Annotated in this window: 23 protein-coding genes; 9 read left to right on the top strand and 14 right to left on the bottom strand. The window is 45.7% G+C overall.

Annotation, left to right across the window (positions count from 1 at the left end):
• Positions 1-285: 285 nt before the first annotated feature.
• The 4 genes from QUB39_RS24110 to QUB39_RS24125 form a co-directional block, all read right to left on the bottom strand.
• Positions 286-750: a Fur family transcriptional regulator gene (locus tag QUB39_RS24110; protein WP_333056302.1), complete on the bottom strand. Its 465-nt coding sequence runs from the start codon at positions 748-750 to the stop codon at positions 286-288.
• Positions 751-760: 10 nt separating this feature from the next.
• Positions 761-919 (bottom strand): hypothetical protein, encoded by a 159-nt coding sequence (locus QUB39_RS24115; RefSeq protein ID WP_333056303.1) that lies wholly within the window; start codon positions 917-919, stop codon positions 761-763.
• A 5-nt stretch (positions 920-924) separates the two neighbouring features.
• Entirely contained in the window at positions 925-2,013 is a 1,089-nt protein-coding gene (locus QUB39_RS24120) for an Hpt domain-containing protein (protein ID WP_333056304.1), read from the bottom strand.
• An 82-nt stretch (positions 2,014-2,095) separates the two neighbouring features.
• Complete coding sequence (locus tag QUB39_RS24125) at positions 2,096-2,350, bottom strand: hypothetical protein (protein ID WP_333211393.1); 255 nt, start codon at positions 2,348-2,350, stop codon at positions 2,096-2,098.
• Positions 2,351-2,620: 270 nt separating this feature from the next.
• Here QUB39_RS24125 and QUB39_RS24130 point away from each other — a divergent pair, with 270 nt between their 5' ends.
• From QUB39_RS24130 to QUB39_RS24145, 4 genes are all read left to right on the top strand, one after another.
• On the top strand, positions 2,621-2,881 hold the full coding sequence (locus tag QUB39_RS24130; protein ID WP_332985662.1) for a sulfiredoxin: 261 nt from the start codon (positions 2,621-2,623) through the stop codon (positions 2,879-2,881).
• A gap of 95 nt (positions 2,882-2,976) precedes the next feature.
• Positions 2,977-3,525 carry a DNA starvation/stationary phase protection protein Dps gene (dps, locus tag QUB39_RS24135; RefSeq protein WP_333056306.1) on the top strand — a complete coding sequence of 183 codons (549 nt, stop codon included), beginning with the start codon at positions 2,977-2,979 and terminating at the stop codon, positions 3,523-3,525.
• Between the two features lie 425 nt (positions 3,526-3,950).
• Positions 3,951-4,583 (top strand): helix-turn-helix domain-containing protein, encoded by a 633-nt coding sequence (locus QUB39_RS24140; protein WP_333211395.1) that lies wholly within the window; start codon positions 3,951-3,953, stop codon positions 4,581-4,583.
• A gap of 239 nt (positions 4,584-4,822) precedes the next feature.
• Positions 4,823-5,149 carry an STAS domain-containing protein gene (locus tag QUB39_RS24145; RefSeq protein ID WP_041623653.1) on the top strand — a complete coding sequence of 109 codons (327 nt, stop codon included), beginning with the start codon at positions 4,823-4,825 and terminating at the stop codon, positions 5,147-5,149.
• A gap of 56 nt (positions 5,150-5,205) precedes the next feature.
• On the opposite strand, the gene QUB39_RS24150 is transcribed toward QUB39_RS24145, so the two are convergent.
• A complete protein-coding gene (locus tag QUB39_RS24150; protein ID WP_006632014.1) occupies positions 5,206-6,342 on the bottom strand; it encodes a PP2C family protein-serine/threonine phosphatase in 1,137 nt (378 codons plus the stop codon).
• Between the two features lie 432 nt (positions 6,343-6,774).
• Between QUB39_RS24150 and QUB39_RS24155 the strand changes: the two genes are divergently transcribed.
• Positions 6,775-7,251: an ATP-binding protein gene (locus QUB39_RS24155; protein ID WP_333056308.1), complete on the top strand. Its 477-nt coding sequence runs from the start codon at positions 6,775-6,777 to the stop codon at positions 7,249-7,251.
• Between the two features lie 317 nt (positions 7,252-7,568).
• Here the strand turns inward: QUB39_RS24155 and QUB39_RS24160 are convergent, their stop codons facing one another.
• The 5 genes from QUB39_RS24160 to QUB39_RS24180 all read right to left on the bottom strand — a co-directional run bounded on the left by QUB39_RS24160 (position 7,569) and on the right by QUB39_RS24180 (position 14,101).
• Entirely contained in the window at positions 7,569-8,336 is a 768-nt protein-coding gene (locus tag QUB39_RS24160) for a DUF1350 family protein (RefSeq protein WP_333056309.1), read from the bottom strand.
• A gap of 437 nt (positions 8,337-8,773) precedes the next feature.
• Positions 8,774-9,805 carry a glycosyltransferase family 2 protein gene (locus tag QUB39_RS24165; RefSeq protein WP_333211398.1) on the bottom strand — a complete coding sequence of 344 codons (1,032 nt, stop codon included), beginning with the start codon at positions 9,803-9,805 and terminating at the stop codon, positions 8,774-8,776.
• Between the two features lie 743 nt (positions 9,806-10,548).
• The gene (locus QUB39_RS24170) at positions 10,549-11,649 is read right to left on the bottom strand and encodes a DUF3616 domain-containing protein (RefSeq protein WP_333211400.1); all 1,101 of its coding nucleotides are present in this window, start codon (positions 11,647-11,649) and stop codon (positions 10,549-10,551) included.
• 340 nt (positions 11,650-11,989) lie between these two features.
• The gene (locus QUB39_RS24175; protein ID WP_333211402.1) at positions 11,990-13,627 is read right to left on the bottom strand and encodes an AAA family ATPase; all 1,638 of its coding nucleotides are present in this window, start codon (positions 13,625-13,627) and stop codon (positions 11,990-11,992) included.
• Positions 13,628-13,816: 189 nt separating this feature from the next.
• Positions 13,817-14,101, bottom strand: a complete 285-nt coding sequence (locus QUB39_RS24180) for a DUF2470 domain-containing protein (protein ID WP_333211405.1) — start codon at positions 14,099-14,101, stop codon at positions 13,817-13,819.
• Positions 14,102-14,301: 200 nt separating this feature from the next.
• On the opposite strand from QUB39_RS24180, the gene QUB39_RS24185 reads away from it, so the two are divergent.
• The gene (locus tag QUB39_RS24185) at positions 14,302-14,718 is read left to right on the top strand and encodes a transcriptional regulator (RefSeq protein WP_333211407.1); all 417 of its coding nucleotides are present in this window, start codon (positions 14,302-14,304) and stop codon (positions 14,716-14,718) included.
• 208 nt (positions 14,719-14,926) lie between these two features.
• Positions 14,927-16,246, top strand: a complete 1,320-nt coding sequence (locus QUB39_RS24190; RefSeq protein ID WP_333211409.1) for a serine/threonine-protein kinase — start codon at positions 14,927-14,929, stop codon at positions 16,244-16,246.
• Between the two features lie 292 nt (positions 16,247-16,538).
• On the opposite strand, the gene QUB39_RS24195 is transcribed toward QUB39_RS24190, so the two are convergent.
• Entirely contained in the window at positions 16,539-16,874 is a 336-nt protein-coding gene (locus QUB39_RS24195; protein WP_333211411.1) for a type II toxin-antitoxin system PemK/MazF family toxin, read from the bottom strand.
• Between the two features lie 2 nt (positions 16,875-16,876).
• A complete protein-coding gene (locus QUB39_RS24200; protein ID WP_333211414.1) occupies positions 16,877-17,095 on the bottom strand; it encodes a hypothetical protein in 219 nt (72 codons plus the stop codon).
• Between the two features lie 120 nt (positions 17,096-17,215).
• On the opposite strand from QUB39_RS24200, the gene QUB39_RS24205 reads away from it, so the two are divergent.
• Positions 17,216-17,515 (top strand): DUF433 domain-containing protein, encoded by a 300-nt coding sequence (locus tag QUB39_RS24205; RefSeq protein WP_333211415.1) that lies wholly within the window; start codon positions 17,216-17,218, stop codon positions 17,513-17,515.
• Entirely contained in the window at positions 17,512-17,877 is a 366-nt protein-coding gene (locus QUB39_RS24210) for a DUF5615 family PIN-like protein (RefSeq protein WP_333056320.1), read from the top strand. Before QUB39_RS24205 ends, QUB39_RS24210 begins: the two co-directional genes overlap by 4 nt.
• Positions 17,878-17,967: 90 nt before the next feature.
• Here the strand turns inward: QUB39_RS24210 and QUB39_RS24215 are convergent, their stop codons facing one another.
• Both QUB39_RS24215 and QUB39_RS24220 read right to left on the bottom strand, forming a co-directional pair.
• Complete coding sequence (locus QUB39_RS24215; RefSeq protein WP_333211417.1) at positions 17,968-20,130, bottom strand: flotillin family protein; 2,163 nt, start codon at positions 20,128-20,130, stop codon at positions 17,968-17,970.
• Positions 20,131-20,370: 240 nt separating this feature from the next.
• A complete protein-coding gene (locus QUB39_RS24220) occupies positions 20,371-21,000 on the bottom strand; it encodes a response regulator transcription factor (protein WP_333211441.1) in 630 nt (209 codons plus the stop codon).
• Positions 21,001-21,063 lie beyond the last annotated feature (63 nt).

The raw sequence follows: 21,063 nt of genomic DNA on the forward strand, positions 1-21,063 counted from the left end.
CGTCCCGCCCGTCCTTTTTGGACGGGCGGGACGCCCATCCCACAATAACAATTAAAATTGTAAGTTATTTAATTCGCGATCCTTAGTCGTAAATTTTATTCCCGATCGCCAAACTTGCCGATCGAGTTTCATTTTTCTGTTTTCATTTTTTTTCTACTGTGCCGAATTCCGGCTGGCGACGGCAAAAAGCCCGATCGAACCCAGCTAAATACTTAAATCATTTTATACCACCGATCGGCTCAGTACAAATATCGGCTTTGCTTCCAACAGCCGCTGCTTTATCCGTTACGAAGCCTTTGACGTATCGCTGACACTCGATGCTTGGGTGGCGGACTCGGCCGATCGGTATCCGTAGAAATCTATCCGGTAGTCTACTATTTTGACACCCGTTTGCTCTTGAATTTGCTCGATCAAGTCGATCGGCAATTCCACATGAACGTCGAGAATCTGAGCCGTATCAAGACAATTGACATGAGAGTGAGAATCGCTGACATTGCCGTACAAGCGTCCCTCCGAGCGTTCTATGCACTCAATAATCCCTGCTTTCGACAAAGCTTCTAGATTTTGATAAACAGAAGTATGCCCGATCGAATGAGCTTGTTTGTTGAGGCGATCGTAGATTTCGCGAGCAGAGAGGTGTTCTTTTGCCTCCCACAAAAGTTCTAGAATAAATCGACGCTGGCGGCTCAAGCGCATTCCCATCGCCTGACAGCGGTTTAAAGCATCTTCTAATGAACTAATTGGTTTCACAGCTACCGCCTTATAAAGCCTGCTCGATTTTTAATTCTGGTACAATATTGCACGCCGATATATTCACTAATTCTAACGCAGGGTTGCCCAACAGTAGAAGGTAGAGGGCAAAAATCTCGAATGAGTGAATTTTTTCGAGTTGCTGCTCAACTCTATCTTCTACTGCCACACATCCTAGTTCGAGGATTTGATGGCGTTAACCAGTAACTTGGCGATTTCCGAAAGTTGCTTTTTGTTGAAAGTTTTGAGCAAAAGCTTGACTACCGCCTTCGGTTCGGCGGGAAGTGCGACTTGCTTCGACGCGGAGGCTGGGGCTGCTGGGGCTGCTGGGGCTGCTGGGGCTGCTGGGGCTGCTGGGGCTGGTTTTGGGCTTGCTGCCAAAAGTAGCAAATTTTTACTCGGAACGATCGTCTTAACTTTCCCCACTTGTACTAAATCGCCAGCTTCCTTGAGTTCTTTGATAATCAACGGAGCTAAGACTTTATAAGAGTTTTTGGGATTAACGATCGCTGCTCTAGCTGTTTTTACTAAATTTTGCCAAGTCTCTATTTTACCTCCCAACTTATAGAGGCGAACGCACACAGCCGTCAACTCAGAGCGACTAGCAGCCGATTCTTTCTGCTTGAACACCTGCAACATTTCTTTGAGTAAAGTCATCACTTCAACAGCAAAATTTGGCGGCACAGCGCCCGCTGTTGGAGCGGCGGGCGTACCAGACCCAGCAGCAACCACCTGCACTTTACCCGACGCCAATTTATCGAGGTGAGTTTCGAGTTGAGCAAAAACAGGCATCACCTGCTGCACGAGTTTTTCTCCCTCCTCATTCCTCAAGCCGAAAGGCCCCTCCAGTCGCCCCAGCAAGTCCTTAAGCGTATCAACTCCCTTTAAAAATAGGGATTCTGCCGTTTGGTCAACCTGCTTAACTGGCCCGTCCTTGAGCACCTTAAAACAATCTTCCAAGCGGTGAGCGGTTGTTTTAATACTATCTAAGCCAAGCATAGCCGCCCCTCCTTTTACCGAATGGGCAGCTCGAAACATCTCTTGGACGCTTTCGGGGTCTTTCATCGTGGACTTCAAATCCACTAAACCATTTTCTAGAGTATCGAGGTGCTCCTTAGCCTCCTCTATAAACAAACGCATTATTCGGTCTTGCTGATCTGACACGACAGTCCTCCTAACAATCTGTGCACCCTCCAGAAAGCACCCTCTTCGCGGGAGAAAACACGACTCCTGCCAAAAGTCGGAAGCTCCCATGCAAAACATTCTAGCCTGCCTCAGCTAGCAGACTCAAAATACGGGTGTGAGGGCAATCTTAGCTCTCAAACTGCTGCGGTGGAGATTGAGCCTAGAGTTCTGAGGGAGTATCTGGAGCGACTTCAATACCCATTCCTTGTTTCATCATCTGCTGAGTCGTAATCAAGTCGTTTAACTCCTTGACTTCGACGCCGATGTCTTGGCAAGCCTTTTTCAGTTCCCGCTCGAAGGTGTTGAGGTCGCTTCCGTAGCCGCAGAGCTTCGCGGCTGTGGCGATTCCTTGTTGGGCGTTAGCTTTGGCGCAGTCGATCAATTCAATGCCTTTGAGGGGTTGGGAGGATGCCATAATTTCAAGCCACAATTTATCTTTTCTCCCACTGTACCTAGAACGTTGAGGTCGATCGATCTATCGAAAGGCATGAAAAATCCTGCCTGTGCTCAGTGTTGCCCATTCATAGCTATTTGTCTGGGAGTTCCGGGCCAGATAGCAGTAGTTGGGATTTTCTAACCCCCATATTCGGAGCTGAAACCATGTTTTTGCGTAAGTCTTTATGTTTATTGACAAAACGAAGTCATAACGAGTATGATTTAACCATAAGCAAAAAAGAGAGCCGCCATGAGGATAGAAGAAATTCCCCTCAACCAGATTCGCCGCCCCCTGCCGCGAGTCAACGACCAAACCAAAGTCGCCGCCCTTATGGAATCCATCCGCGAGGTAGGTTTAAACGAACCCATCGACGTGCTAGAAGTAGATGGTCAGTATTACGGATTTTCCGGTTGCCATCGGTACGAAGCTTGCCAGCGTCTCGGTTTAGAAACTATCCGCTGTAATGTACGCCGAGCTCCCCGTACCGTGTTGCAGATGCACTTAGCCTGAGCCTCTCAACAGAAATTCATGACAGGCAAATATTCGATCGCCCAAAGCTTTCTAATATATTCGATCGACAATCACTAATAACAAGCTAAAAACCTATGACTACCAACAACCACAAACAACATCTTTACCCCACCCGCATCGATATGTCAGCCGCCACCCGCTCTCAAGTAGTCGGGCTGCTCAACGCAACGCTAGCAACGACTCTGGACTTAAAAACTCAAGTCAAGCAAGCTCACTGGAACGTCAAAGGCATGGACTTCTATCAGTTGCACTTGCTATTTGACGAAATGGCAACAGAACTCGAAGAATACGTTGATACGGTTGCAGAACGAGTCACAGCTTTGGGCGGTTTGGCTGTAGGAACAGCCCGCACAGCCGCTGCTGATTCGATTTTGCCAGAATTTCCTTTCGACATTTTAGACGGGAAAGAATATGTGACGGCTTTAGCCGATCGCTACGCACCCTACGCCCAACACCTGCGAGTCGCCATCGACAAAGCAGACGAACTCGGCGATGCCGATACAGCGGATTTGTACACCGAAATTTCGCGGACAATTGACAAGCGTTTGTGGTTCCTAGAAGCGCATTTGCAAGGTTCTGCGACAACTGCAACAGCTGCCGCTGCAAAAGTTGCCGTCAAATAGCACACTTTCAATAATTGAACTTGCATCTTCATAAATCGCCAAACTCTTGTGGGGCGGGCTGTTGGGCCCGCCCCACAGATGTATTTCCTTAAGGCTCCTGACAGCTTAGGATCGAGAATATGTCCATTTAGTGAACAAACCTGACGGTCAACTGAGTACAGTTAGACCGCAGGCTTCTTGTTCCTTTTTTTCAAAGGCTTTTTATAGTGAGGTAGTTCCACCTCCACTTGCTAATATAGTATCAGAGTATTTCCAGAGCATCTTGGGGTATAAAAGAATAATTGTCGGTTTCGGTACCGAAACCCGACGAGCCTTTCATCCCAAGGAGTAATTCCCAACGGGGTACGGGGCCGAGTGCTCAGATTAATCCCCTCTAAATATACCGAGGGACTTCCCGGCTAATAGTTAATTTGGATGAGTTTTTCGTGACTGCCAATATTCCAGATTATGCTCTTCAACTGCAACGCCTGATGGAACAGGCGGGGCTTTCGAGCGATCGAGAACTCAGCCAAAAAGCAGGAGTTTCCGAGATCCAGCTAAGTCGCCTGCGTCGCGGCTTAGCTTTGCAAACCCGAGCCGACATCCTGCTCAAAATTAGTCAAGCTTTGCAAATTTCCTTAACCGAACTGCTCGCAACCTTGGCGCCAAACTATGTAGATTTAGAAAAGACACCACCGACAGCCCTAGAACAAGAATATCAGCGCCTGCAAGCTTCGATCGAACAGCAGCGAGAATCTTTGATGCAGGAATTCCAGCTATCTAGCCTGCAAATTTTAGAATCTTGGATGTTGCAGTGGCCGACTGCTGCGAGCAAAGCTCAGGAAAATCACAACTTGCGGGCTCAGAAACTACTGCCCTTGCTGCGGCCAGTCGAGCAGTTATTAGAGCATTGGGGAGTGGAGTCGATCGCCCCAGTCGGAGCCGAGATTCCCTACAACCCCCAACAGCACCAGCTAATGGAAGGAACAGCCGAACCCGGAGAACCCGTCACAGTCCGCTACACAGGCTACAGACAAGGTGAAAAACTGCTCTACCGCGCCAAAGTTAGCCCAGTTTGATTCATACCAGAAGGCATTCGGCAGAACAAAGATTGTCCCCCTCTCAAAATTCACTCCCGGCGAAGCGCTGCGACTGCGATCGGCCTTAAGATCCGCGACGAGCACCATCTTTTGCACTCAAAACTATTCTCCCGCTCTCAGGCTCTGGCGCTTTCCCCCTCTCTTATTTGGCTCGGAGTCCATCTCGCAGCTATACTAGCCTAGTCTGGCTAGAAATTCTGACATTCCCACCGCAAAATATGAGTCCTGTAGTTAAAATTATTCAGCCCTCTGGCATTTTAGACGGCACCAAGGCAAGTCAATTCCGCCAAGAGATTAGCGACCTCGTGGAAGCGGGAGCCGATGTGGTATTGATAGACTTCACTGATGTGACATTTATGGATAGTTCTGGTTTAGGCGCTTTAGTCTTGGCGCTTAAAACAGTCCGGGCCGCTGGGAGTCAATTAGTTGTCTGTTCTATCAACGAGCAAATCCGCATTTTATTTGAACTCACCAGCATGGATCGAGTTTTCGAGATATTTCAGACCCGCGATGCTTTTAATAGCAAAATTCTCTCAACTAACTAAATCTTTGGGCTGCTGTCTTCTTGCTATTTTGTCACAGATGCACTGCAAGAAGTCAGCTAGCCAAAGTTTACCTTGAGTAAAGACCAATCATCATCAAAAACTGCTTTAGCGTTCAACTTTTGAATGTAGTTCAAAACCAGCTCTAACTGGTCGGCACTTGCACCGTTGTAAGCTGCTAACAAATCTACGAAAGGGTCAAGCCCCCAGATATTGCCGTCAGGTTGGTGGATCTCGTATACCCCGTCGCTAAAGATGTAGAGAGTGCTCAAATCCTCGACATCGCAGCAATTATCGACATAGGGGGCGTCAGGGAACATCCCGACCGGCATTCCGGGGGTTTTTAATCGCTGGATTTTAGCGGTGCTCGCAGGGGACTGGGAAATTAACACTGCCGGTGGATGGCCGGCGCTGGCATAAACTAGCTGGCGAGAAATGCGGTTGTAAACGCCGTACCAGATGGTGAAATACTTGTCATTTTGGTAGCTCATCTGGAAGGTGGTGTTCAGGGCGCGCAACACGTCGCTGGGTTTGTAGTAGTCTATGTTGGGGAGCGTGCGCGATCGCAGCAAATTCAGCACGGCCACCGAAGGCAGCGCCGCCCGCAAACCGTGACCGGCTACGTCTAGCAAGTAAATCGCCAAATAATCGGCATCTAGCCAGTTGTAGTCGAAGCAATCTCCCCCCAACTGCCGGGAGGGAATGAATTTTGCTTCGATGCTGAAAGGTTCCGTCATCGGATCTGGCAACAGCGATTGCACGTACTCGGCGGCCTCGGCTAACTCTGCTTCCAGACTTTGCTTGGCTATTTTCAAATCTCGGCTGAGTTGGTGCAGCCTCAATCCCGCGCGTACTCTTGCCTGTAACTCGTTGAGTTCGATCGGCTTTGAGATAAAATCGTCGGCACCGGCGTCGAGGCCTTTGACTCGATCGGCGATCGAACCCAAAGAAGTCAACAAAAAGAATTGTGTAGTTGACAGATCCGGATCTGCCTTGACTCGACGGCAGACATCGATGCCGGTCAAGCGCGGCATGATCCAATCGCAAATTATCAGGGCCGGACGCAATTTTTGCGCCTGGGCTACACCGTCTTCGCCATTGCTTGCTACTGTTACTTCGTAACCCTGTTTTTTCAGGGTTCTTCTCAGCAGTTCTTGAACAGCCGTATCATCGTCAATAACCAGAATTTGAAACATGGGCACTTAGGTACTACAAGTTTTTCAAGGTCTGGGGGTCATTTAAAATATATCCTGTCAGCGCCCTTGTCTGAGATTGAGTATAGTTGATTGACATCGCTTTCGAGGTAATTGCTTTTGAGGGCGGGTCGGTGAGTTCAATTTACGTTAAAATTTGATAGAAATTTGGCGCGATCGAACTTCACTCAGTTTATACTCAGAATATAAATTTTTATAGACTTTTATTTGCCACAGGCGATGGTTGACATGGAAGTGCTATTTATGGTATAATGGCTAACCGATTAGTGGATTAAACATCGATCGACGGCCCACCAAAGCTAGTATCCTCAAACAACCATTCAATTTGGCCGCCGTTATACTTTGTCTCGTGGTATTTTATCTGGTTGTATTTTGTCTCGTTGTATTTTGCCCACCGGCCGATGAAGAACTTGTGTGGTGAGCGTGATTGAATTAAAGGGTTCCGAAAAGTTGCCGATGCTAAAAAAAGCGGATCTTCAAGTCAATACAGGTCTGAATGGATTAAGCTGGGTTTTGTCGTGGTTTGCACAATTGTACGACTCGCGAATCCCTACAAGTGTGTGGATCAGGTGTCAGTTGGCTTTGGCTGAGGGCTTTACGAATGCGGTGCGTCACGCCCACAAGGGCAAACCAGCGGATTTGCCTGTTGACATTCAGGTGGCGGTGTTCGCTGAATCTTTAGAGATTAAAATTTGGGATTGGGGCGATCCGTTTGATTTAGAGACAAAAATCAAAGATATTTCGGAAAAAGTCGATATTCACTCTCCGGGCGGGCGGGGTCTAAAATTAATCAAAGACATCGCAGACAGTATTAGTTACGAGAGAATGGCTGATGGACGGAACTGTTTGTCGATCGTCAAAAATTATTCGCCCTGTATCGACGATCGATGAAGCTGATATTTTGTTGGCAACTGCTGATGGAACTTTCTGGTTAATAGGCTTTAAGCTGTGGAGCATTTAAACCAGTAACGAGGCTTGTATGGTGCGTCAGTTATAACACTTACGCGCTTATGCGGGAAACACTTCTGTACGCTGGGCACCCTACTATCGTCTTTTAAATGCCGAACAGCTTAGGAATGAGAATTAAATAACTTCCACAAGTTTGTGGGATGGGCTCTTATAGACCGTCCACTCATGACGGGCGGGACGCCCATCCCACAATAACAATTAAAATTGTAAGTTATTTAATTCGCGATCCTTAGAAGCTTTTAAACGCGGGACAGAGGATTAAGCCACAGCAGAATTGTCCGTTTTAATTCATTTAATTCTCGATACACTTCTTGTTTGACCCACTGCCCGATCGCGTCGAAGGGCGTAAAAATTTGACCCACAGGCCAGCTAACATCTTGGCCCAAGGGCGTTTGATGGTTGCCCGCCAGAGTCTGAACGGTAATCATGTCGGGAAATCGTGCTTTTAGCAGTTTGGTCAACAGCAGGGTTTGGTCGATGTTGTCACCGTTAAATTTGACTAAAAGATTGCGCCGGATTTGATAGCTATTTTGGACGAGGCGATTAGTCTCTTGCGGGGAAGGGGTAAACTCGACGTTAAAGACGGGGGAAATTTGCTCGACGATCGGGATTGCTTCGGATGCCGCATAATTGTTGAAAGAAATCAGAATATTGCCTGCCCTTTCTATGTCAAACACAGAACCGATCAGCAAGTGCAGTTTGCATCCCATGCTGTGTCCCATGCCGTAGATGGGGAGATACGAAGATTTGAGCAATTTAGTGGCGCGCAGCCGATCGAGGGCATTTTCAAATTTGTTGAGGACATCGCGGGCGATCGCAATATGATCCAAAGTATTGACAAACGGCGTTGCGACTACAAGATATCCTTGGTTTCCCAAAGCCTCTAACAGCCAGCGATAGGTCACTTGCGGTGCTGTCGCCACAAATGCACCGCCGAGAAAATGCACGATCGCGATCGGTCTTGAAGGAATTAATACCCAATTGCCTGAAATTTCTTGCCAGTCCATAAATTCAATCTAATAATAAATAAAAAGGCGATCGTTCTCTGAAGGTAAAAGGCAGAATGTTGGATAAATTTTTGCTTTTATTTTCTGCATCAAAAAGGGGTTTGCTACCCATTTTTAAATTCCAAAAACTTTCTTTTTTACTTATACATTATTTATTCTAACTGTTGTGGGGGTAAATAGCACGGCTGGCGATCGCTGCTATTTGCAAGCTGTATAGGGTTGAAGCTAGTAACCGAATAAATCAAGGCTGACATCCGCGGCTTTCAAAGATTTGTATATCGTGTCCTATCGCACGGCTGCAAGCCGCTGTAGCTGGTATCGCGGGTAATTCACCCGACAGGATATTAACAGTCAAATACCCCTCAAAACCCCAATATCGCGTATTAATCAGCCCCTGGGCGATCGGCTTCGATTCGGCTATACAACTATAACATCCTTTAGGACAGCCCCCCGATTTCAGACGATCGCTGGGGGTTTAATTCTGGCGAATGACCAATACCTTCTGCCGTTTGATGACTCAACTTTTCGTGAGTCTTCATCCATTTCCACTTGTTGACAGTAGCTTGAGGATTGAGCACTGTGGTAGCGATGCCGTAAACAATAGTCGGCAACACCTCCCGATTTAACCAACTTTGTCCCAGCTTTCTCATGTAGTGCAGTGCCAAAACTTCTCGAAATTTGTTCAGCCTTTGCAAAAGCGGCAAATTCTTAAAACATAACTCTTCGTACTCGTGGAGTGATAACTCTTTTTCTCCCCGCAAGCGCCGCAGTTGGTTTTCCTTGACACAATCAGAAGCTATGCGCTTTTTGAGCCAGTGCTTATCTGTGAGAGAATTCCCTCTAATTCGATAATTTCCCAAAGGTTCTGTCGCCGCTAGCAAGCCATACTTTTGAGCAAGTTTAGTAAATAATTCTGTATCTTCTCCTACCTCCCAATCTTCTGGAAACCCGCCTTCTTGGAGTAGAATAGAGCGATCGACTACAACAGAAGACGGGAAAACCCAAGGACTTTCGCCTGTCTCCTTAATCGCCTGCATTTCTGCTTTAGTTGTAGGATAGGTGGGAATATAACTCAACTTGTTGCCACGCTTGTCTAAATACCGCAAAGCGTGAGCGACAGCTTTGACTTCGGGATTGTCTGCGAGCATTTTCAGGCAAACTTCTAACTTATTGGGTTCCCAGGTATCGTCGCTGTCGATAAACGCTACATACTCGCCTGTGGCGCGATACATCATTAAATTTCTCGACTTAGAAACCCCGTAATTTTCGGGATTTCTGAAGTATTGAATTCTCGAATCTTGCTCTACCAGCTTAGCAGCAACTTTGTCAGTAGCGTCAGTAGAGCAGTCATCAACAATTAAAATTTCTAAATTCTTGTGGGTACCATTGAGTACGGAGGCAATTGTCTCGGCCAGAGTGTCGGCAGCATTGAATGCAGGAATGATGACGCTGACTTTTTGGCTGTTCATAACTTGCATTAAGGTGTGGTTTGGTAGTTATTCGCCGAAGTATAGTCTCGAAGCAGACACTCTGACTCCTTTACGTGCAAGTACCTGTAGTCAGGAAACTTGCCTACATACTGCCAATATAACAGGTTTACCACGTCAGTGTTATCTACCATAAGGAGGCAACAGCCCTTAGCAGGCGGAGTGCAGACTATGATTTGGCGGCCAATTTTTTTGACACAAAAGCCACGGGTGCGAGGGATTGAGGGATTTTTCTGGGGACTGGAGTTGTCCTAAATTCGATCGCATCTTTTTTTTTTGTTAAATAGGACTTACCCAGAAAAACCCGGAATCACCCAAAATTATTGGTTTGAGAAGTATGCAGCTACACAAAAATTGGTTTCTGACTCAGTTCGATTTCTGTTAATAGCTAATCATATTTTTTCGCCCGCCAAAACCGGGAATTTAGGAGTGTGAAACTTTACTATAGCAATCTTAAATCAATACTTCGGACAGTTTTATATCTAATCGAGTGTCCGAAACCCAGACTGGCTATATGGTGGACTATTATTTCAAGGTTTAACTCCAGCGCTAAGTTTCCTAAAATGCGTTAAAAAGGGCAGGGCTTTCTCTGCAAGGCTTACAGGCCCGTTAAAAAACTGTCCGAAGTATTGTTAAATCAGTTGTACAAATATGTAGGGGTAGTGCCAAGAATGCCTACCCCCAAGGATCGGGGCAACCGGGCGCGAGTTTTGGCCCTACAACACTTACACAATTCCTTGAGAATCGCTATACGAACCTAATTTAAAAATATCAGCCAAAATAGCATTTTCCTCCACCATTCTTCCCGCATCCGGCGAATCGTAAACCACTAACAGCGAATTCTGGCCTCCCAAATAGGGAAACAGGCTCAATCCCTCAGCATTGTCCGTACCCACCTTAAAAGGCAAGTCAAACAATACCTCCAAATCTCCCCCATCTTGCCCCGTAATACTGTCGCCCGATCGCCCTAAAATTCCCTTTAACCGAAAAACCCTCATCGCCCCAGATAAAGTCATCGTCGGCCCGGCTAAAACCATCAAATCTTCTCCATTCCAGCACAATTCTCGCACCCCCAAACCGTTCAAATCAACAAAATGTTTCTTGTACAATTTTTCTCCTTCCCCAATAGCCTTAAGCCTTAAAACTCCCGGTTCTGCCTCTTCAACTTCTATCTCTAAAATTATCGCCCAACCCCGCAGCACCGGCCCCCGCAAACCAAGAAAAATCCGATTTCCGCGCACCGCCAACCCTTCAATATCAAAGCCATTTTCTTTACTCGGAATCGGCACAGATAAATATAGACCGAGGTGGGTGTCATCTTTGAGCGCGTCTGTCAGCAAATTGCCTGTTTCTGTCCGCTGCAGGCATCCCACTGTCTGCTGAATTTCGGGATTGTCTGAATCGGGAATTGACTCGCACAAAATCCCGTCTTTCATAGGAATGCGCGCCAGTAAATAGCGGTTGACTTCTGTGACGATTTCTGCTAATCTTTCAATGTCTTTACCGGGGTCTTTGCCTTTAGCTTTCTTGCGTTTGGTGCTGTGAGAACCGACTAGCCAAAGATAATCGTTGCTGAAATCAATTCCTTCAATATCGATTTCAGATTCTCCAGATAAATCTATAAAATCTGCGATCGCAAATTTTTGATGTTCTCCAAAAATATGAGGGGCGACAGGCGACAAACGCTCGATCGAAGTCGTTTCATCGGAACCCAGCCACAAATGGCCGTCTGGAGTTAAAGCAACAGCGGATAAGTCTGTAATGATATCCGCGGCTTCGCTGGTGAATTGCAGCAGCAGCCGACCGAGCAAAAAAGATTCTGGCATAATTATTAGCACTAAAACTATTGTTATGGTCAGTCATTATAGCTAAATATGCTTAAAATTGATATCTTGCCACAGGTGTAATAGCTATAGTAGTAGGGTGCGTCATAACGGGAGATATTTGGGAGAATTAATCAGGCATCAACTGACGCACCATGGGATTAGGAAGGTGCGTCAGATGTATAGCAGGAGGCAGAAGGCAGAAGGCTTGAGGCAGGAAGCAGGAGGCAGAGGTAATCAGAGCAAGGGTTTCAGCAATCGATATCGTCGTAACCGCCAAGGCGGTGGCTATAAATTTTCCGAGAATAAATTAGATATGAACTGAGACACCCTAGAAATTAAGTTAATTGTCGATCGCATCTCTTCGCCGCTGGCTGTAGCGTTTCAATTCATCAATTAAATGAGTATCGTTAGATGCTGTTCTCGCGCCCGCTTCCGCCGCCCAGCGCTTCAAATCTTCAATTTGCGATCGCGCGATCGCAGCTAAAGGTACTGTATCCTCGATCGACCTTAAAATATCCTCGGTCATCAAATCCCGGCGCTGTCCGTTGACAAAAGTGCCAAAGGCTCGATACAATCCATCTATTACGACTTGTTCAATTTCTGCACCGCTAAAATTCTCAGCGCGTTTCGCCAAAACTCCCAAATCAAACTCGCGCAATCTAGTTGGCCGCAAACGCTGCAAATGCACTTTAAAGATATCTTGCCGTTCCGATTCTGAGGGCAAATTCAAAAAGAAAATTTCATCAAACCTGCCCTTTCTCAGCAACTCTGCCGGCAAAATCCGCACGTTATTTGCAGTTGCGACGATAAACACCGGACTGGTTTTTTCCTGCATCCAAGTAATCAAACTGCCGAATACCCGGCGCGAAGTTCCCGAATCGCCGTCGCTGCCGCTGATAATGTTGCCGAAGGCTTTATCTATTTCATCGATCCACAAAACGCAAGGTGCGATCGCCTCTGCTAATTGTATCATTTGCCTGACGCGACTTTCGCTTTCCCCGACCACGCCGCCAAACAATCTTCCAGTATCCAATCGCAACAGTGGCAAACGCCATTCTGAGGCTATTGTTTTCGCCGATAAAGATTTGCCCGTTCCTTGAATTCCTACTAACAAAACTCCTTTCGGATTCGGTATACCGTAGCGACGCGCTTCATCAGTAAAAGCATCTTGCCGCATCTTTACCCACTGTTTCAAATTCTCCAACCCGCCCACACTTTTTAGGGATTCTCTGGAGTTGAAAAACTCCAAAATTCCCGTTTGGCGAATTGCTTGTTGTTTTTCCTCCAAAACTCCGTCAATATCTGACTCGTTAATTTGCTGTTTGGCGGCCAAAGCTTTAGCCAAAACCCGCCCGATTCTAGCGCGACTCAAACCCTGACAAGCTTTAACCAATTGTTCCCTTGCTAAACCGCTAACTTGCAACTGTTGCGGTTTTTCTACAACGTGGGAAATTAAACTGTCGATTTCTTGGACGTTGGGCAAAGGAAAATCAATTACTGTGACTTCTTCTTTCAATTCCTCCGGCAATTCCAGGGTGTGAGAAGTAAGAACTATAGTTTTTTTGCTACGCTTCAATTCCCGCGTTAAATTCCGCAATTCCCGCACTACCGCCGCATTTTTTTCGGTGTAGGGATATTTCAAAATAGGGTGCAAATCCCGCAGTACAAATATGGTATATTCTTCAACAGCAGTTTTGCTGACGCGATCGAGCGCCGCCATTACCGAACCTTTCCCAGAACCGTTATCCTCCCAGCCCCGCACAAGATCCCAGAACAACACCCGGCGCGCGGGAGTTACTTGCAGCGCTACTTGGGCAATTACGGCTTCGACTGGTTCTTCCTCCGCGCCGACAATGTACAGCAGCGAATAGCGGGCGCGAATCATCAAATCTAGTCGTTTTACCAGTGCCTCGAAATGGTTATTTTTACTGCCATTGACGACATCTAATTCTTTGGGGTTTGGGTAATTTTCTGTCATTTTATTGGATATCTTAAATATATATTCAACCTTATTAAATATTTTGTTTGCAGTTAGGACTTTAGTCCTTAAAAAGGATTTAACCGAACTAAAGGTTAGTAGTAAGGACTTTAGTCCTTAACAACTATTTAGCCGGACTAAAGTCCGTACTGCGAACGTTAAAATTATAACAGAATCGTGAGCAGTTGGCTACTTAGCAGCTTTTCGAGCTTGTTTCACCATTTCAATCAGAGTATGGTGAGCATCTTCGGCATCGGTTAAAGTGCGATCGAAATTTACTCTGACGGGCACTGTTTCGTCGTTGACTTTAGCGGTTAAATCCATGCCGTTGGCATCAATAGCGAGCATTTGAGCTTCTGTCGCCTCCGGTTTGCCGCCAAATGCTTGAGCATATAGCACTACAGCACTAGCGTGGTCTTCGTTCATGTGAGTGCAGATGCGATCGCTAATCTCAGTGGAAAACTGTTCTGACATGGGGAGATTCCTCAGATGCAATATCGATCGATTGTACTGCGATCGGTACAAAGTTTTCAACCGCGATCAATTGCCTCAAGAGTTATGAGGGATAAATAACTAAATTCTATCCGCGTAAATCGGCGTTAATCTGCGGTTTTCAAAATGCCATCTTTCAACTATAATGATAAAATATTACTTTCTTAATAGTGCATAGTCAAATGAAAAAATCTAGCGCTTATATCGAACTACTCAAAACATTTCCGCCGCGACCCATAAGTGCTGAGGAGGAGTTAATGGCAACTCAAGAAGCGATCGACTCTTTGTTGGATAAAGGCGAACTGACTCCCGACGAACGCGACTATCTAAACGTACTTGGAACTCTCGTTTATGAATACGAGAAAACTTTAGAACCCATACCTGACATTTATGGTATAGAAATGTTAAAAGCTTTAACCGAAGAATTGGGTCTGAGACAAAAAGACCTAGTTCCTATTTTTAAAACCGAGTCTATTGTCTCAGATATCCTCCATGAAAAGCGTCAACTTACAACTGAACAGATACAAAAGCTTGCAGAGTTTTTCTGCGTCTCGCCGGCTGTTTTCTTTCCGCTGCATCCAGTTAAAACAACTGCTTGAATTGAAAAACATATTTTTGTTTGTAGTAAGGACTTTAGTCCAGAAACCTGGTTTTTACGATAACACGCATTGTCACCGAGAGATTCTCTAAAAACCCGGTTTCTTGAATCGGAGTGCGTAAATCCTGAGAATGCTTCCTTTTCATTGTTTTTTAAAGGCGAGACAGTTTATCATAATTAGCAACTAAATAGAATTTAAACAACCTGCCATGCTGTGGACACCCGGACAAATCCTCAAAACTCGCCCTTTCCGCATTGACACCATCCTGGGAATGGGGGGATTTGGCATGACTTACAAGGCCACACACTTGCAACTTAACTATCAAGTTGTCCTCAAAACACCGAATCTGAGTTTGCAAAATGACCCGGAATACGCCAACTTTGTTCGCAGATTTATCCGCGAAGGGCAAATCTTAGCAAAATTTTGCCAAAACGCACATCCTGGAATTGTCCGCATTAGCGATTTGTTTGAGGAAAAAGGCCTTCACTGTTTGGTAATGGATTTAATCGTCGGTCAAAGTTTATTTGATACAGTACGGCAACGGGGGCGACTCCCTGATACAGAAGCAGTGGCAATTATCCGCCAAATTGGAGAAGCATTAAGTGATGTTCACCAAGCCGGAATTGTCCATCGAGATGCCCATCCGGGTAATATTATGTTGCGTCCCAACGGGCAAGCAGTGTTAATTGATTTTGGTCTTGCGAATGAATTAATGCCAACTATTATTAGTAGCAGACATCCTCATAACCCTGCTTTTGCTCCTTGGGAACAGCATATTGAAGGTAGTGGTAAACCAACGGTTGATATTTACGCTTTAGCTGCATCTTTATATTATGCGGTAACGGGAAAAGTGCCAACAGCTTCCCTCAATCGGCATTTTAGGAATGAAGCATTGCCACCTGCGAAAAATTTTGGGGTGAAAGATTGGGTGAGTTTAGCAATAGAAAAAGGGATGGCATCCGATCCGCAAAAACGGCCGCAGTCGATGAAAGATTGGTTGGGTTATTTACGGGAACCGATTCCGTCAACGGTTGTCGGTGTTTCGGTACAGCTTAAATCAGCGCAGGGTGTTGACTATACTCGTCTGCGGGATTTATTGGCGGCCGGGAAGTGGAAAGAAGCGGATGAGGAAACACTCAAGGTGATGCTAAAAGCTGCTAGACAGGAGAAGGAAGGTTGGTTCACAAAGGAATCTATCGAGAATTTTCCTTGCGATGATTTGCGGACGATAGACCAATTGTGGGTAAAATACAGTCAGGGTCGCTTTGGCTTTAGCGTCCAGAAAAAAATCTGGTTGGAAGTAGGCGGTAAAGTTGATTATGACACTGAATGCAAGCTAGGCGATCGTGTCGGTTGGAGAAAAGGAGGACAGTGGTTGGACTACAGTAACCTAACCTTTAAGATTGCAGCACAAGCAGGCCACCTCCCTTGGGCTTTGGCGCACGCGGGGTGGTATGGTGGTTGGGGGGGGGCGGGGTTTGGGTGGGTCTGTTCTCTCGCATCGAGAGCTGTAAGCTGTAATCTATAGCGATTTCAGCCCTTTGTCAAGTCTTTTTTCTCGAACCTTTGTTTACGAAATTATCTGCTTTTAGTCATTTCAATATGTGTTACACCTTGATATCACTCTTCAAGCACTAGACTCGCGAAATTCGGGTCATAGCAATTGGCAAACACAGACTGTTTGGGGTTCAGAAACCGGGTTTTTTACGAAATATTTGGTTGTAGTCAGCAGATTCGGTAAAAACCCGGTTTCTTTGGTCAGTGTGTAAGTCCTAATCAACTCTAAATTCGAGACTATTAGTCCAACAGTAACAACTATATCATCCCAAATCCGCAAGAGCGACTTTCAAGCAAGCACGAACCTCCTTCCAGTCACGTTCCGACAGATGACCAATTAGAACTAAGTTGGAAGATGGGGGTAGAGTGACAATAAAACTGCGAAAAACTGAAGCGACTCGTAAACCTGCTGCGGCCCAATCTTGGAGTATATAATCAGTTAAACCTAAAGCAGTGGTCTGTGTAGTAAGGAGTCCAGCTATGACATCAGAGCGGGTTGTGTTATAGGTAACTGATGATAGAATTACAGCCGGACGACGTTTAATGCCAGTGACACCAGGAAAATCTACTGTCACCACATCACCAGGATTAAAAGACACTATTACATCTCCTCATTTTCAGAAAAAATGGTTGCCGCGTACTGCAAAGAAAATGCCGTCACATCGAGTTTATCTTCCTCAGTCCAAGTCTCGCTTTCATCGACAACCGACTGATTTTGCTGCACCAAATCGTTGAGAATAAGAGTTGCCAAGCGCAGTCTATCCTTTGGTGAAAGGGTAGACAGAACGCGATCGTAAACTTCTCGAACAGTAGTTAACATAGCAAATCCTCTTGCTTCTTATCTTGTGGAACACTTAGGACAGGTTGATTTGATTATAGCTCAAAAATTTAATAAAATTATGCTATAATTAAGTTCTAATTTTTAACCCCATATTCACCTATGCCAACTTTAACTGATATTGGCACTTTAATTATCCGCGATCCGCACCTTCGCGGTGGCATCCCTATTATTGCAGGTACTGCCACATCGGTGCAGCGAATCGTAGTCTTATACAAACAAGGTAATAGTGCTGAGGAAATAGCAGCGGATCTGGATCATCTCACCTTAGCACAGGTTTATGCTGCACTGACTTATTATCACGCAAATCGAGCAGAAATAGAAGCAGATTTAGCGGCTGAACAAGCAGAATATGAACGTTTGGCAGCATTAAATCGGCTAAAAATGCCGGAGAAAGCATGAGCCAAATTCGTCTTTACTTAGATGAAGATTCACGAAGTAAAAAACTATTGCAAGCTTTACAAAGTCGTGGTGTAGATGTTATTACAGTTGCCGAAACAGGGATGTTATCTCGCAGCGATGAAGAGCAATTAACTTGGGCTTTTACTAATCAAAGGGTAATTTATAGTTTCAACATTAGGGATTTTTATAGAATCCATACCAATTGGCTAGAAAGAGGAGATTCTCATGCAGGAATTATTTTAGGACAGCAAAATTATTCAGTGGGAGAACAAATGCGTCGCCTTTTGAGTCTAATTTCTGCCAAATCAGCGGCAGAAATGCAAAATCAAATAGAGTTTATCAGTGCTTGGAGTGAAGAGTAAAGATATTATCGATCGAGATAATTAGAATCCCGACTTCTCCAAGAAGTCGGGGTTGTGAGTATTCTGGTTTGTGACTACAAACTGCACAGCCTAACTAAAAGATCGATCGTCAAACGGCAATTCATCAAACAGCGGAGCAATATCAGCCTCAGAATTGGCAACAGGGGAATTAGCGCGAGATGCCGACGGCTTAACAGAATTCACCTGGGCTACTGATAACTTGGCCGCAGGTTCCGATTTCTGTAGGTTAACTAACGGTAACTCCCCGCCATTTTCTCCATTTTTGCTCGTTTGATTCCACATCATCATTCCCAGCAAACCATCAACCAAACCGCCACCGCTACCGTTGCCTGTTACCGCAACATCCGGCACAACTCGCACGTTGCGATCGCCTATAATTTGCATTAACTGCAAAGCCGTATAACCCGAACCTCCCAAAGCTACAACACCCGCGCGATAAGCTTCAGCTTGAGCATTTCCCTTCACCCGAATCGACTCAGCTTCGCCTTGAGCTTGTTTCACCTGAGAATTCGCTTTCAACTCAGAAATCTTCACGCCTTGTTCCGATTTCACCATCTCTTGTTGAATCTCAGCCAGTGCCGTTTCCCGCACCAATTGTTGCCGCTGAGTTTGTGCTAATTGCTGCACCTCATAAGTCTTGCACTGTTCCTCAGCAATTTTGCGATCTGTTTGAGTTTGCATCAACTCTGCAGGTGGCAAAATATCCCCGATCAAAGTATCAATTGCTTGCACGTCGTAGGTACGCAAAGCTGCTTTGATATACTCGGCGGCTTCCGCTTGCCTGCCGCTTCTTGCCGAGAGAAAATCTAATACAGAATAAGCTTGAGCCGAATTGCGGAAATAATTCCCAATTGTCGGCTGCAAAACGTGGTCTACTAAATTCTGCATCGAACCGACGCGAGAAATCACTTTGGGAGCATCCAAGGCTCCAACGTGAATAATCTGAGCTACTTCTAAATCAAAGGCAAAACCGTCTTGAGAACGCACGGTTAAAGACGAAAGTTGAGAATCGTAACTGTGCCTTTCTGTTTTTCCTGACCAGTTCAATACTATATTAGTAGTCGGCACTAACTCTACTTTCAAAATGCGAGTATTCAGCGGATGTTTCCCCGGATAAAGGGGAGTTACCCAAACCCCTTTATTGCCGACATTTACTAAATTTCCGTGAGTGAAAGCAGCGCCGCTCACATCTTCCGAGGTTTGGCCGACATAGGAAATAACCGCGCCGACATAGCCGATCGGGATTTCGGTCATCGCCACTTGGTCAACCCCGACAAACCAAGGATTTAAGTTCCACGAACCGGAAAGCAAAACCTGTTCCTGCAAACCGCGCCGCCCGCCGGCGGTGATAAATTTTTGCGCGTTTTGGAAGTTGTCGTGATTCGGAATAATTGGGCCAGCAATTTCGCCATCTTGAATCGGAACGCCGTCAAAAGTTGTGACAATTCCCACTTTATCAGGGGCAATTCTGTACAGCTTTAATTGTTCGGCTGTCATCCCGTGTTTGGCAGCATTTGCCGCTGTAATTACTGTAAATAATGCTGTATTAATTCGATAGCTACCGCCAGTCAAAATGCCGAGTTGTCTACCTTTTTCGCCGCCGCCTTTGAGGAATTGGCGAGCATCTTGAAAATTGTCACATTCTGTGATTTTGCCGAGGATGCGCTGCGGTGGAATTGACTTACCACCTGCTGCGATAATCAGGGCAATTTCACCTTGGGGAACTACAGTTAGAGACTCTTTGCGAACGTTGTACTGCAAAGGCCAATAACCCCAGTGCCAACCGGGGGGCAAAGTATCAGCTTGATATCCCGCTTCTCCGTTTAAGGCAATTAAATCTCCGGGCGGTAAAGACTTGCCGCCGAAGCTAAACTTTTTACTGACAATGCCAACTTCGCGATCGCCAATTACTACCAATCCGCCAAAAAATAATGGCAGCACTAGAATAATTATCATACCGCCGATCGCGATCGGGATAAATCCGCCCGGATCGAGCTGCATTGTCTGCACGGGAACAGTGGTACGCAACTGCCCTAACTGCAGGCTAGAATCAGGTTTTGCGACTAACTGAATCGAGGTTCCATTTGCGAGGGGGATATTGCTAGCTGCTAATACCGGCGAGGGTTTCAAACTGGTTGTTGCACTAAGTGCTAAAGACGCCGAAACAGCGGCTACAAACTGTTTTAAAAAGCGGATTTTGACTTGAGATTTGGACAAAAATGAATAAAGCATTTTTTTTTAGCAGGGCTAATTTATCCTAGGAGTTCCAGCTTAGCCTTACTAAAAAGTTTTGGCGTAAAACTTAAGGTCTTATCATTATTTGCCGTCATAATAGTCATATAGCAATCCTTGCAGGAGTCGTAAAATGTTTACCCCACCCCAACCCTCCCCTTATCAAGGGGAGGGAGTAAGAAATTCACAAATGATTTAGGATTCCTATATTTGTCAGTAAAAAAAATACTGCTCATTAAACTACAGGCTGACAATCCCCCGTTTTAAGGCGGAAATCGCGGCCTGCGTGCGATCGCTAACTCCCATTTTGCTCAAAATATTGTTGATGTGAAACTTGACGGTGCTTTCGCTGATGTGCAAAACTTCACTAATCTGGCTGTTGCTTTTACCAGCGACTATGAGGCGGATGACTTCTAATTCGCGATCGCTCAATTCAGGCCCACTCAGGCGATCGGCTAACTTAACACCCACTGCCAGCGGAATGTACTTTTTACCCTCAAAAACAGTCCGAATTGCTGCTAAAAGTTCCTCTGGTTCCGCATCCTTAAGCAGATAGCCCTTAGCGCCAGCTTGCAATCCGCGATAGATGTTTTCATCGCCGTCATAAGTCGTCAGCACCACAATCCGGGCGCTGGAAAACTCCGCACAAATCGCAGCAATGGCGGCGACTCCATCCATTTGGGGCATCCGCATATCCATAAGGGTGACATCGGGCTGATATTCGCGGAACATTGTTAATGCTTCCTGCCCGTTGCTTGCTTGCGCCACAACTTTAACATCTGATTCCTGATTCAGCAGCGCCACTAAACCTTGCCGCACAATATAATGATCGTCGGCAATTAAAACGCGAATAATATTTGATTGGTTAATCATGTTTACCCTGTTAATCTTATTAAAAAAACTGAATTTCTCACTACAAACTTACTATGTATG

Source organism: Microcoleus sp. AT8-B5 (genome assembly GCF_036705565.1).
Classification (GTDB): Bacteria; Cyanobacteriota; Cyanobacteriia; order Cyanobacteriales; family Microcoleaceae; genus Microcoleus.